Here is a 12,323-nt window from a genome sequence, read left to right on the forward strand (position 1 = left end):
TGGATCAGGTCAATGGACGACGCCGCTCTGCGTGAGGTGCAGATTGGCGAAATGGCTGTGCGTATCGGCCACCTCGAACTTGATCGGGCCCGTCGTTTTGGTCCAGCCACGGCCGATTTCGGCAATCGCGTATTCGAAGCCGCGCGGCAGGTCGATGCGGGCTCGATGCTCGGCGCCGGTGACCGGATTCTTGATCGGTTCGCCATGACCGTCGGTCACGCCCTTGACGTGCAGCCGTCCGGTTCGCGCGTCGACATCGACCTCGAACTCGATCGGGGCAAAGATCGGGTCATGGAATTTTTCCAGCGTGGTCGAGAACACCTGGAATATTGTCGCGCCTGGTTCGGTGTCCTGACCGCCCGATATGCGCAGCAGCGCCTCACGCTGGGCCTCGCTCGCCCGCTCGTCGATAACCACCGCGGCTTCGCCCTTGCCCTGGTGTATCGCGCCGGGCCAGCGGAAAATCCCGACGAACCGCAATCCATCGAGCTTGGTGCTGCCATGGTGGCCGCTCTCGATCTCCATGCCGGCAACCGCCTGACAGAAGCCGTATGTCGGCAAGGCGTTGAACTGGCATGGGCAGCCATAGGCGCAATTGCAGTTGATGAATTCGCGCGCCTTCATCGTCCATTTGACGTCGGGCATGGCATTCCTCCCCTTGCCGCGCTCATTCTCTGCGAGCGCGATATCCGGATCGAGGGACCAACAGGCCAGCCGCAAAAACCATCCGGCAGCATCTGATCGAGGCAATCCGGCGATTAATATTAGATGTTGATTATATATCATTCAGGACCACCCACAATAGGCTGGCCGGCGCTTCGGTCAGGACGCGACCTCGGCTGCGTGTCTTTCACACGCGGAATTGGCATATCCGAAGTCCGCGCCCTGGCGGACGGTGTGCTGTTGCACGGTCCATGACGCCGCACTATGGCTAGCGCCTTGTCAAACAAGGCGACGAAGAATGGCGAAAGACGGCAACGAGCAGCTCAGCGGCAAGATGGGCATCAACACGCGGCTTGCCCATTCGGGCAACAATCCGCACGACTATTTCGGCTTCGTCAATCCGCCTGTCGTGCACGCCTCGACCGTGCTGTTTCGCAATGCTGCCACAATGGCGGATCGCAACCAGAAATACACCTACGGCACACGCGGCACGCCGACGACGGACGCCCTTGCCCACGCCATCGACGCGCTGGAGGGATCCGCCGGCACGATCGTGGTGCCATCAGGCCTTGCTGCGGTGACCATTCCGCTGCTCGCCTTCGTATCGGCGGGCGATCATCTGCTGATCGTCGACACCGTCTATCACCCGACCCGCAACTTCGCCGACACGATGCTGAAGCGGTTGGGAGTCGAGGTCGAGTACTACGCTCCCGATGTCGGCGCCGGCATCGCCGCGCTGATCAAGCCCAACACCAAAGTGGTGTTCACGGAATCACCGGCCTCCAACACGTTCGAGCTGCAGGACATCCCGGCGATCGCCAAGGCGGCGCATGCGGCCGGCGCCATCGTCATGATGGACAACACCTGGGCGACGCCCCTCTACTTCCGTCCGCTCGACCATGGTGTCGACATCTCCATCCATGCGGCAACCAAGTATCCGGCCGGCCATTCCGACGTGCTGCTCGGCACGGTCTCGGCCAATGAGAGCCACTGGAAGCATCTCTACGAGAGTTTTTGCACGCTTGGCTGCTGTGCGGGACCCGACGATGTCTACCAGGTGCTGCGCGGCCTGCGCACGATGGGCGTGCGCCTGGAGCATCACCAGCGCAGCGCACTCGCCATCGCATCCTGGCTCGAAGGCCACAAGGGCGTGGCGCGCGTGCTCCACCCTGCCCTTCCCAGCCACCCGGACCACGATTTGTGGAAGCGCGACTTTTGCGGCTCGAGCGGCATCTTTTCCATCGTGCTTGCCGGCGGCGGCCAGAAGGAGCAGCACGCCTTCCTCGACGCGCTCAGGATATTCGGGCTCGGCTATTCCTGGGGCGGCTATGAGAGCCTCGCAGTGCCGGTCTGGCTCGGCGACCGTGTCGTCGCCAAAGCCCCTTATGAGGGTCCGTTGATCCGCCTGCAGATCGGCCTCGAGGATGTCGACGACCTGAAAGCCGACATTTTGCGTGGTCTGACCGCTGCCGCCGCCTGACGGCGGCGCATACGGGCTGACTGCCGGACAGAATCAGCAAACGGCCGCAAGGCTCTGACGCTGATGACAAAGTGCGAGCCGTTCGCGGCATCCCAGCGAGGGGTGTCGCGCAATATTATTCTGCCAGGCCGTGACTTTGCGGATTTGTTTGACTTTCAAATCCGTCGGTTCGGCTGCATTGCGTGCTGTACGGCATCCCGACCAATCCATTTCTAACAAAGCTTGCCATGGCCTTTCGCCTCTTTGTCCCCATCCTTGCCGGCGCGACGCTGCGCGAGCGCCTGCTTGCCTGCATCGGCGCCACTATCGGCATCGCGCTGACCGGCGTGATCAGCGGGCTGGCGATGGGCGGCGGCCCGCATGTGGCGCTGCTGGTGGCGCCGATGGGCGCCTCCGCCGTGCTTCTGTTCGCGGTGCCCGCGAGCCCGTTGGCGCAGCCCTGGTCGATCATCGGCGGCAATTCCATATCGGCGCTGGTGGGCGTGACCGTGGCGCATTTCGTCCATGATCCGGTATTTGCCTCGGGCCTTGCGGTGGCGCTCGCCATCGCGGCGATGTCGTTCGCGCGCTGCCTGCATCCGCCGGGCGGAGCGGCAGCACTGACGGCGGTGCTCGGCGGGCCGGCCGTTGTCAGCGCGGGCTTCCTGTTTCCGTTCGTGCCGGTGGCCCTGAATTCGATCATCCTGGTCACGCTCGGCTTGCTCTTCCACAGGCTGGCGCGGCGCAACTACCCGCATGTCGCCGCAGCCGCCGCCAACAGCCACGGCACCGCCGATCCGCCGGCGCAGCAGCGCGTCGGTTTCCGGCCCGAGGATATCGATGCGGCGCTGACCACGCTCGACGAGACCTTCGACATCGACCGCAACGACCTCGAACGGCTCTTGAGGCAAGTCGAGCTGCAGGCCATGGTGCGCTCGCACCGGACGCTGCTGTGCGAGGACATCATGTCCCGCGACGTGATTTCAGTGCCCGAGCAAGCCACGGCCGACGAGGCGCGCCAGCAACTGCTGGACCATAACATCCGCACCTTGCCGGTGGTCGACGCGGATGCAATGCTGGTGGGCGCGGTCGGCCTGCGTGAGCTGACCAAAGCCATCGATACGGTGAAGGGCGTGATGTCGCCGGCCGGCACTGCCTCGCCCGACACGCCGGCGATGAGCCTGCTTCCAGTTTTGACCGACGGCCGCAGCCATGCCGTGGTCATCGTCGACGGCGAACGGCGCATTCTCGGCCTGATCACCCAGACCGACCTTCTGGCGGCGGCGGCACGCGTGCAAACGACAGACAAGGGACTGGCGGCGGCTTAAGATCGCGAAGCCGGATTTGCTCAAATCCGGGAACCTTTTGCCGGCAGGTGCATCCAACGTGCAGTCAGCGGCCGCAACCATTTACGGTCAACACTCAAACTTTTGCGCCCGAGCTGGTCGGCTCGGCCTGCGAAAGCAGCCATTCGATCATTTGCGCCGCTTGGGCAGGTGGCCGGTCTGGAGCCTGCACTTCAAGGCTGAGGCCACTCAGGACACGCTGGCTAAACGGCGCCACGAGGACGCCGGACGCCAGGGCGCGAGACACCAGCACTTCATGACCCATCAGCACGCCGGCGCCATCGATAGCAGCCTGAAGTGCGAGGCTATAAAGCGAAAACTCCGATCCGGCATCGATCGATGGGCCTTTCATGCCGACACTGTCGAACCAAAGGTTCCAATCACCGGTCCAGGTGGTGTCCCACAACAAGAGCTGCGAGGCGAGATCCGCGGGCGTTTTCAGCTGTGCGGCCAAGCCGGGGGTACAGACCGGAAACAGGACATCGTCGCAAAGCTTGAACGAACGGCTGCCGCCGGCTCTTTGCCTTGTCAGGAAGATGGCGAGATCGAATGGCTCTCGCCTGAAATCCGGCGGCTCCTCGAGCGCGTGTATGGATGGACGAAGAGCCGGCAAGGCGGCGCGGAGAGCCGGCAGGCGCGGGGCCAGCCACAGTTGGGCAATGGATGGCAGCGCGGCGATACTCACTTGCGATTTCGGCGCCCAGATGCGCAACTCCTGGACGGCAAGGCCCAAGGCGTCGAACGCGGTGGAAAAGGCCGGGATTGCCGCGCGTCCCGCTTCCGTCAGATGCAGCCCTTGCGCATGCCGGACAAAAAGCGGCGAGCCAAGCCACGCTTCGAGGGATTTGACCTGATGTGAGACGGCCGCGGGCGTGACACCGAGTTCATCCGCGGCCTTGGCGAAGCTCTCATGCCGAGCAGCGGCCTCGAAGGCCCGCAAGGTGTTGAGGGGCGGCATTCGAGGTCGCGGCGGATTAACAGCCATCCAGCATTCCAGGGCGACGTCGGCGGCAAGTGCCCGGCCACCGACGCAATGTTTCTATTTGAGGGCGACGGGGATCAGCTTGCCGTCGACCTTCTGCCATTCAAATACGACGAAGCCCGGCTGCTTGATATCCCCCTTGTCGTCATAGGAGATCGAACCGAGGACCGTCGAGATGGCGGCACCGGAATGGAGGTAGTCGGCAGCGGCCTTCGGATCATCGGCCTTGGCCTTGGCGATGGCCTCGGCAAGAATCTGCGTAGCCGCGTAAGCGTAAAGGGTCACCGCTTCGGTCGGCACGTTCCTGGCCTTCAGATCGGCGACGGCGTCCTTGGCTTCCGGGAATGTCGCCGGATCGGGGAATGACGTCATCAGGGTTCCAGCAGCACCGTCACCGGCTATCGCGCCGAATTCGCTGTTGCTGATGCCGTCGCCGCCCATCAGGATCGCGGCGACGCCCTGATCGTGCATCTGACGGACAATAAGCCCGGCCTCCGTGTGCTGGCCGCCATAATAGACGAGATCGGCACCCGATTGCTTGATCTTGGTCACCAGCGGGCTGTAGTCCTTCTCGCCCGGGTTGACCTCCTCATGGAGGACTTCCTTGCCGCCACTGGCATTGTAGGCCTTGGTCATTTCATCGGCGAGGCCTTTGCCCGCAGTCGACTTGTCGTCGACGATCGCGATCTTCTTGTCCTTGAAACGGCCGAGAATGAATTTGGCGGCGATCGAGCCCTGCTGATCGTCGCGGCCGCATGCCCTGAACGCATTCCACAGACCGCGCTCGGTAACCGTCGGATTGGTGGCTGTCGGCGTCACGAACAGGACGCCATTTTCCGAATAGACTTCGGAGGCCGGAATGGTGACACCGGAATTGTAGTGCCCGACGACATAGTGGACGCCGTCGGCGACAAAATTGTTGGCGACCGAAACGCCCTGCTTCGGGTCGGAGACGTCGTCACCGACCGATACGACAAGTTTTTGTCCGAGAACGCCGCCATTGGCGTTGATGCGTTCGACCGCGGTTTCGACACCGACGCGGTACTGTTCTCCATAAGCCGCGTTCGGTCCCGACATCGGACCCGCGACGCCGAACACGATATCCGCCCTCGCAACGCCGACAGCGGCAGCCGTGATTAGGGCAGCAGTCATCATCTGCACGATCATGCGCATTTCATTCCCCTGTTTTTAGAGTGGCGGGCATTTGCCCGCGGGTTCTGGCCGTCAGTTCACAAAATGAAGCTTGTTGAACCGACGCCGGAATGCCGTGACATCAGCGGCGACCTGTTCGCTGGCGTCGTTGCCGCGCAGCCCCCTGGCGATAAGCGCCGCGAGTTCCGGCATGTCGTCTTCGGTCATGCCCCAGCGAACGATCTCTGGCGTGCCGAGGCGCAGCCCATTCATATCGCCGTCAACCGTGTCCACGGGAAGGCCGATGCCGCAGCTCAGGATGTTGGCCAGCCGCAGCTTTTTTGCCGCGGCCTGACCGCCGCCGAATTCGGCTGCCTTGATGGCAAACTGGTGCGATGTCGTGTAGCCCTTGCTCGTCGAAACACCGGCAGACCGCGATCGGCAAGGCTGTCGGCCAGGGCTTTTGCGGTCCGCGCCATCGTTGCGGCATAGGCTTTGCCGTGGTCCTTCCAGTCCAGAAGCGTGATTGCCAGCGCCGCCGACTTGGCGGCATCGAAGTTGGCCGTCATGCCGGGGAATGCGATCCTGTCGAGTTTTTCGGCGACGGCAGCATCATTGGTGACGATCAGCCCCGACGCCGGGCCGCCAAGGCTCTTGTAAGTGCTCATCGTCATCAGATGAGCCCCCTCCTGCAGGGGCTGCTGCCAGGCGCGCCCTGCAATCATGCCGCACAGATGTGCGGCGTCGAAGAGGACCAGCGCGCCGACCTCATCGGCGATCGCCCTGATTTCCCGAATGGGATGCGGCAGCAGATTGAGGCTGCTGCCGATCGTTATCATTTTCGGCTTTATCGACCTGGCCAGGTCGCGCAATTTTCCGACATCGACGGTGTAGCCGTCGGCATCAACCGGAGCCGTGTGAATATCGAGGCCGTAAAGGCCGGCGCAACCGGCCATGTGGTGGGTGACATGGCCGCCAACCGCCGGCGAAGGGACAATGATGCTGTCGCCTGGCCGGGCCGCGACCATGAAGGCGTAGAGATTGGCGATCGCGCCGGATGGCACGCGGATCTCGGCATATGTCGCACCGAAGACTTCCGCCGCGAGCTCAGCCGCGATGACTTCGATCCGCTCGACACCTTCCAAGCCCATTTCATACTTGTCGCCGGGATAGCCAAGCGATGGGCGCGATCCCAGGCCCGAGGCTAGCACTGCCTCGGCCTTCGGATTCATGACATTGGTCGCCGGGTTGAGGTTGATGCAGTCGGTCTCGTGGATCGAGCGGTTCAGCTCAATACCCCCGGCGATTGCCGCCATGACGGCATCGGTCGTCTGATGACTGGTTTGCTCGGCCAGTTGCTGGGCGAACATGTCGCAATGCGAGGGAACCCAGGACCTGCGAGCGAGAGCGACCAACGATGCCTCCATTGCCTTCGCCGACAAATCGGCTGCGAATGGCGACAAGGATGACGCTGGCGATCGCCTGGGCGCAAACGAGTAGTTCTAGCGCCTAGGCTTAGGAAAAATAAGCCTATCATGCCTCGGCTGCCTGAAGAACGGAGGTTTCTTCCGGCCTCGTCAGGCCGCGCGATATGTGTCCAAGAGCCGTCGCGGCTCTAGTCGTGATGCGCCTTGACGCGGTGGCGGTGCGCGGCTTGCTTTGCCCGGTTGCCGCACTGCGCCATGCTGCACCAGCGGCGCCGGTGGCCGCGGGTGTGGTCGACGAACAGCAGCGTGCAGGCCGGACCCTCGCAGGCCTTCACATGTGAGAAATCCTCGCTGCAGACGAAACGCGCCAGCGCCTCTCCGATCGGCAGCAGAAGCGCCTCGGGCGTGCGCCACTTGCGATCCGTCTGAAGCTGAAGAGGAATCGTGCTGCCCACAGGCATGTCTGTGTCGCCAAGGACAGGGGCGATCCGCGTGAAGATCTCGTCGCGTTCGAGCAGCCGGTTGAGCGGTTCCAATTGCGCAAGATCCTGAGCTGCCAACGGGCGACCTTTATGCTCGCGGACGAACCCCCGGAACCACTCCCTGAGATGCCTCGCCTGATCGGCCACCTTGTCGAGCTCGCCCGGCAGGGCGTGCGTGCGAACGCTGTCGAGCGCCTCGTGCGGCACCAGTCGCGCCTGCTCGACCCAATCCAGCAATCCCTCGCCGTCCTTGATCCAATCGACAGGAGTATCGAGCGGTGTCGCGATCGAATTGAGGAAATCCAGGCCGAGCGCGTCACCGACAAAGATCGCAGGGGTCATTCGTAACTCCGATCGCGCATCGGCTCGGCCGAGCGCCCTAAACACAAATCAGTGATAACCCCTTCAAGGCCGATTGACAAGTTACGCTCATGTCACGTAACCCTCTCTTTGCAATTTAACAGGTTACTCGATCAACTCCACTCGGAAGGAAACGCCGCGATGCCCTCGAACGATATCATTGTTGTGCTCGTCCATGGCGCCTGGGCCGACGGGTCGAGCTGGGCCAAGGTCATCGCGCCGCTCGCGGCCAAGGGCTTCGACGTGGTTGCCGCGCCGCTGCCGCTGATGTCTTTCGAGGACGATGTGGCGGCACTCGACCGGACGCTGGAGCGTGTCACCGGGCCTGTCGTGCTCGCCGGCCACGCCTATGCCGGCGCGGTGATCGGGGCGACACGCAGCGACAAGGTGAAGGCGCTGGTCTATGTCGCCGCACTTGCGCCCGACGAAGGCGAGACCGTGGCGGACGTCTTCTATCGCGCAACGCCGCATGCCCAGGCGCCGAAGCTGGCGCCGGACGATCATGGCCTGATCCACCTGCCGGACACTGCCTTCGCTTCGGCCTTTGCGCAGAACGCGACGGCGGACGAACTGGCGGTGCTGCGGGCGGTCCAGCGGCCGATCTCGCCGGCCTGCATCACGGTGCCGATGGCGCGGCCGCTATGGAAGGACCGGCCGGCCTGGTTCCTGGTTGCCGAGCAGGATCGCATGATCGTTGCCGAGACACAGCATTTCATGGCCACGCGCATGAATGCCCGCGTACGCGGGCATCCGGCCGATCACACGCCGATGGTCACCGCGCCGGATGCCGTCGTCGACATCATCGTCGAAGCGGCGGGTGCCAGCGAGGCGCGAGGCTGAACCCCAAAGCGGGCTTACCGCCCTTAATCTCAATAACCTTCCCTATGCCGATTTTTCGGTTACCACGACGGAGAGAACCATGACCACCTACCGCAACGCCGATGTCGATGGCTTCAACATCTTCTATCGCGAGGCCGGCACGCCTGGCGCGCCAAAGCTGCTCCTGCTGCACGGCTTCCCGAGCTCGAGCCATATGTTCCGGGATCTCATTCCGCCGCTTGCAGACCGCTTCCATATCGTCGCGCCCGACCTGCCGGGATTTGGGCGCTCCGACATGCCGCCACGCGAAACGTTTGACTACACGTTCGACCATATTGCCGAGATCATCGACCGCTTTACCGAAGTGGTCGGCTTCGACCGCTACGCGCTCTACGTCTTCGACTATGGTGCGCCGACCGGTTTCCGTCTGGCGGTGAAGCACTCCGAGCGCATCAGCGCGATCATCTCGCAGAATGGCAATGCCTATGAGGAAGGTCTCGGCGAGGACTGGAATCCGATCCGCGCCTATTGGCGCGACCCTCGCCGGCCAACCGCGAGGCGTTGCGCCCCGCCTTCAAGCCGGGCGCGATCGCCTGGCAGTACACGCATGGCGCGCCTGAGAACCTGATCTCGCCCGACGGCCATTCGCTCGACAGTTTCTATTTCGGCCGACCGGACGCCGAGGAAGTGCAGCTCGACCTGTTTGGCGACTACAAGAGCAACGTCGCCCTCTATCCCGCCTTCCAGGCCTATTTCCGCACCCACAAGCCACCGTTCCTGGCGGTTTGGGGAAAGAACGATCCGTTCTTCCTGCCGCCGGGCGCCGAAGCGTTCAAGCGCGACATGCCGGACGCCGTGGTGCGTTTCCTCGACACCGGCCATTTCGCGCTGGAAACGCATGCCAACGAGATCGCCGCGGCGATGCTCGACTTCCTGCGCTGATCCGAAAAGAGAAGACTTGCCATGTCGACCTCCGTCGCCATCGTCACCGGTGCCAGCCAGGGCATCGGCCAAGCCACCGCCATCCGGCTGGCGCGCGATTTCTCAGCGCTTGTGCTGGTCGCGCGCAGCCGGTCGAAGCTCGAAGAAACAGCCGAGGCGGTCAGGGCAGCAGGCGCGAAAGCGCTGATCATCGATGCGGATCTCGCCCGGCCCGAAGCAGCCAGGACGGTGGTCGATCAGGCGCTGGCCGCCTTCGGCCGCATCGACGCGCTGCTCAACATTGCCGGCGCCGTGCCGCAGATCGACCTGTTCGACATGAGCGACGAGCAGTGGGATGCGGGCCTGGCGCTGAAACTGCACGGCGCCCGCCGGCTCACGGTCGCGGCGTGGCCGGCGCTGAAGACGGCAAAGGGCGCCGTCGTGCTGATGTCGGGCAATTCGGCACTGTTTCCGAAGGCACCCTATGCGGCCGTCGGCACGATCAATGCGGCGATCGTGGCACTGGCAAAAGCCTTCTCCGATCGCGGCATCGCCGACGGCGTGCAGGTCAACAGCGTGCTGCCGGGTCCGGTGATGACCGGCCGCCGGCGCTCCTATCTCGAACACTGGGCGCCGCTGCACGAGATGAGCGTCGAGGAGGCGACGGCCAACTTCCCCAGGGAAGCCGGCATTGCCCGCTACGGCGAGCCGGAAGAGATCGCCGAGCTGATGGCCTTCCTGGTGTCATCAGCCGCGCGCTGGATGACCGGCTCGACGCTGCGCATGGATGGCGGCGAAGTGAAATCGATCTGAGGAGGACGACATGATTGCCTGGGACCAAGTGACCCGCGCCCACGTCGCGCAGGCGATGGAAGAATACGACCGGCTGGGGCCTGACCGCTTCTTCGCCGAACACGGCTTTGCCCCGACCACCACCTACGAGCTGGTAGCGGATACCCGCGTCTATCCGCCCAAGGCAATCCTGGGCACCGCCTACGAATTCGCCACGGGCAAGAGACTGGCCTCGGGCGACTTCGAGGGCGGCAAGAGCGGCGCGGTGAAAGTGCTCGGACAGCTTGGGTTCATCGTCAGGGCGAAGTAACGGCGGCTGGGCAGCAACGTTCCACCCCCAGCATGACGCATCACCTCGACGCTTTGCCCAGACCCGCCGCCTGGTCGAGCCGCAGCGAGGCGCGCCTGGCCTCGTCCGGCCTTGCGATGTGCGTCCAGGAGCCGTCATAGCTGGGCTTGCGCCGCTCGATCCAGGCGCAGAGCCCTTCCCTGAGATCGGCGGTCGGGGCCATGCGGGCGAACTGCTCGGCCTCGACCAGCAACCCTTCGGCGATGCTGAGGTTGATGCCGCGCGCCACCGCGGTGAGAATGCTGGCGAGCGCTGCCGGCGAATGCGTGATGATGCGGCGGGCAAGATCGTGCGCTACCGGCATCAACTCGGCATGCGATACAATTTTGTTGACGAGGCCGAGCTCGGCGGCTCGTTCAGCCGAAAAGGTTGAGCCCGTCAGAAGCAGTTCCAGCGCGCGCTTGCGACCGGCGAGCCGCGGCAGGCGCTGCGTGCCGCCAAAGGTCGGCGGCATCGCAAGGTTGATCTCCGGCTTGGCGAACAGTGCGCGGTCGCTGGCGATCGCCAGCGGCACAGCCTCGGTGATCTCGCAGCCGCCACCGAAAGCGATCCCGTTGACGGCGGCGATGATCGGCTTGCGGAAGGCTTCCAGCCGCGCCGTCAGCCGCTGGCCGCGCGTGACGAAGTCGCGCAGCGCCACATCCACGCCTGCGGCGACACTCAATGAGAATTCGTTGATATCACCCCCGGCGGAAAAGGCGCGGTCCCCCGCCCCGGTCAGGATGACGGCGCGCACTGCATCATCGGTCTCTATCGTGTCGAGGATCGCGAGCAGGCGATCGATCAGGGCATAGTTCAGCGCGTTGAGTTTTTCCGGGCGGTTGAGGGTGAGGACGGTGACCCGGTCGCGGGTCTCGCTCAGGACAAGATCGGCCATTGTTCTTCCTTTCCAGATACGACGGAAAGGGGATCATGCTTTCGATTGCCTGTATATTCACTAGTCAGTATACATGCTTGATGTCTGACCCTGCCAGCCCGACCCGTAAACGCATCGTCGATGCCGCGACGAAGCTGTTCTATGCCGAAGGAATCGGTCGCGTCAGCGTCGATGCCATTGCCGAGAAGGCAGGTCTCACCAAGCGTACGCTCTACTACCACTTCAAAAGCAAGGATGACCTCGTCGCTGCCTATCTCGATGGTCGCGACCAGCCCAATCTGCAACAGATGGCCGGCTGGTTCGACGCCGCGGAAGGTGGGGCTGACCGCAGGATCGAGGCGATCTTCAGCAATCTGGCGCGGGTTGCACGCCATCCGAAATGGAAGGGATGCGGCTTTCTGCGCACGGCCGCGGAACTTGCCTCGATGCCCGGCCATCCGGCGGTCAAGGTCGGGTCGCGCCACAAGTCAAATTTTGAAACATGGCTGGCTGGCGCGTTGTCCGGGCATGACATTGAGGAGCCGCAAGCCTTGGCCCGCGAGATCGTGCTGCTGATAGACGGCTGCTTTTCGATCATGCTGATCCATCGCAATCCCGACTACATCGAAGCAGCAGGACGAGCCGCTGCCACACTTGTTGGGGCGAGATGCCGTAACAAGGACTGACCAACCGCGCTTGGAGCGTGGCCGGCAAGCATGGTATCGCAGGTGCCAGG

The 12,323-nt window shown here is 63.6% G+C and carries 13 protein-coding genes and 1 pseudogene; 7 read left to right on the forward strand and 7 right to left on the reverse strand.

Annotation, left to right across the window (positions count from 1 at the left end; translation table 11 throughout):
- Positions 1-9: 9 nt before the first annotated feature.
- Positions 10-645: a DUF1326 domain-containing protein gene (locus tag AC0V7N_RS28010; protein WP_475451433.1), complete on the reverse strand. Its 636-nt coding sequence runs from the start codon at positions 643-645 to the stop codon at positions 10-12.
- A gap of 316 nt (positions 646-961) precedes the next feature.
- Between AC0V7N_RS28010 and AC0V7N_RS28015 the strand changes: the two genes are divergently transcribed.
- Positions 962-2,143 carry a cystathionine beta-lyase gene (locus AC0V7N_RS28015; protein WP_475451434.1) on the forward strand — a complete coding sequence of 394 codons (1,182 nt, stop codon included), beginning with the start codon at positions 962-964 and terminating at the stop codon, positions 2,141-2,143.
- A gap of 227 nt (positions 2,144-2,370) precedes the next feature.
- Positions 2,371-3,450, forward strand: coding sequence for an HPP family protein (locus AC0V7N_RS28020; RefSeq protein WP_475460519.1), 1,080 nt, complete (start codon positions 2,371-2,373; stop codon positions 3,448-3,450).
- A 94-nt stretch (positions 3,451-3,544) separates the two neighbouring features.
- On the opposite strand, the gene AC0V7N_RS28025 is transcribed toward AC0V7N_RS28020, so the two are convergent.
- The 5 genes from AC0V7N_RS28025 to AC0V7N_RS28045 all read right to left on the reverse strand — a co-directional run bounded on the left by AC0V7N_RS28025 (position 3,545) and on the right by AC0V7N_RS28045 (position 7,832).
- Positions 3,545-4,426 (reverse strand): LysR family transcriptional regulator, encoded by an 882-nt coding sequence (locus AC0V7N_RS28025; protein WP_475451435.1) that lies wholly within the window; start codon positions 4,424-4,426, stop codon positions 3,545-3,547.
- Positions 4,427-4,507: 81 nt separating this feature from the next.
- Positions 4,508-5,623, reverse strand: coding sequence for a branched-chain amino acid ABC transporter substrate-binding protein (locus tag AC0V7N_RS28030; RefSeq protein ID WP_475451436.1), 1,116 nt, complete (start codon positions 5,621-5,623; stop codon positions 4,508-4,510).
- A 51-nt stretch (positions 5,624-5,674) separates the two neighbouring features.
- Positions 5,675-5,809 carry a hypothetical protein gene (locus AC0V7N_RS28035; protein ID WP_496627419.1) on the reverse strand — a complete coding sequence of 45 codons (135 nt, stop codon included), beginning with the start codon at positions 5,807-5,809 and terminating at the stop codon, positions 5,675-5,677.
- An 86-nt stretch (positions 5,810-5,895) separates the two neighbouring features.
- A complete protein-coding gene (gene glyA, locus AC0V7N_RS28040; RefSeq protein WP_496627420.1) occupies positions 5,896-6,996 on the reverse strand; it encodes an aminotransferase class I/II-fold pyridoxal phosphate-dependent enzyme in 1,101 nt (366 codons plus the stop codon).
- A 200-nt stretch (positions 6,997-7,196) separates the two neighbouring features.
- The gene (locus AC0V7N_RS28045; RefSeq protein ID WP_475451440.1) at positions 7,197-7,832 is read right to left on the reverse strand and encodes a CGNR zinc finger domain-containing protein; all 636 of its coding nucleotides are present in this window, start codon (positions 7,830-7,832) and stop codon (positions 7,197-7,199) included.
- Between the two features lie 159 nt (positions 7,833-7,991).
- Between AC0V7N_RS28045 and AC0V7N_RS28050 the strand changes: the two genes are divergently transcribed.
- From AC0V7N_RS28050 to AC0V7N_RS28065, 4 genes and pseudogenes are all read left to right on the forward strand, one after another.
- A complete protein-coding gene (locus tag AC0V7N_RS28050; RefSeq protein WP_475451441.1) occupies positions 7,992-8,690 on the forward strand; it encodes an alpha/beta fold hydrolase in 699 nt (232 codons plus the stop codon).
- A 79-nt stretch (positions 8,691-8,769) separates the two neighbouring features.
- A pseudogene (locus AC0V7N_RS28055) lies at positions 8,770-9,611 on the forward strand (alpha/beta fold hydrolase).
- Positions 9,612-9,632: 21 nt separating this feature from the next.
- Entirely contained in the window at positions 9,633-10,403 is a 771-nt protein-coding gene (locus tag AC0V7N_RS28060) for an SDR family oxidoreductase (protein WP_475451442.1), read from the forward strand.
- 10 nt (positions 10,404-10,413) lie between these two features.
- The gene (locus tag AC0V7N_RS28065) at positions 10,414-10,692 is read left to right on the forward strand and encodes a ScoMcrA-related endonuclease (protein ID WP_475451443.1); all 279 of its coding nucleotides are present in this window, start codon (positions 10,414-10,416) and stop codon (positions 10,690-10,692) included.
- 40 nt (positions 10,693-10,732) lie between these two features.
- Here the strand turns inward: AC0V7N_RS28065 and AC0V7N_RS28070 are convergent, their stop codons facing one another.
- Entirely contained in the window at positions 10,733-11,608 is an 876-nt protein-coding gene (locus AC0V7N_RS28070; protein ID WP_475451444.1) for a crotonase/enoyl-CoA hydratase family protein, read from the reverse strand.
- 80 nt (positions 11,609-11,688) lie between these two features.
- On the opposite strand from AC0V7N_RS28070, the gene AC0V7N_RS28075 reads away from it, so the two are divergent.
- Positions 11,689-12,273, forward strand: a complete 585-nt coding sequence (locus AC0V7N_RS28075; protein WP_475460521.1) for a TetR/AcrR family transcriptional regulator — start codon at positions 11,689-11,691, stop codon at positions 12,271-12,273.
- Positions 12,274-12,323: the final 50 nt, after the last annotated feature.

It is taken from the genome of Mesorhizobium kamtschaticum, from assembly GCF_056174585.1.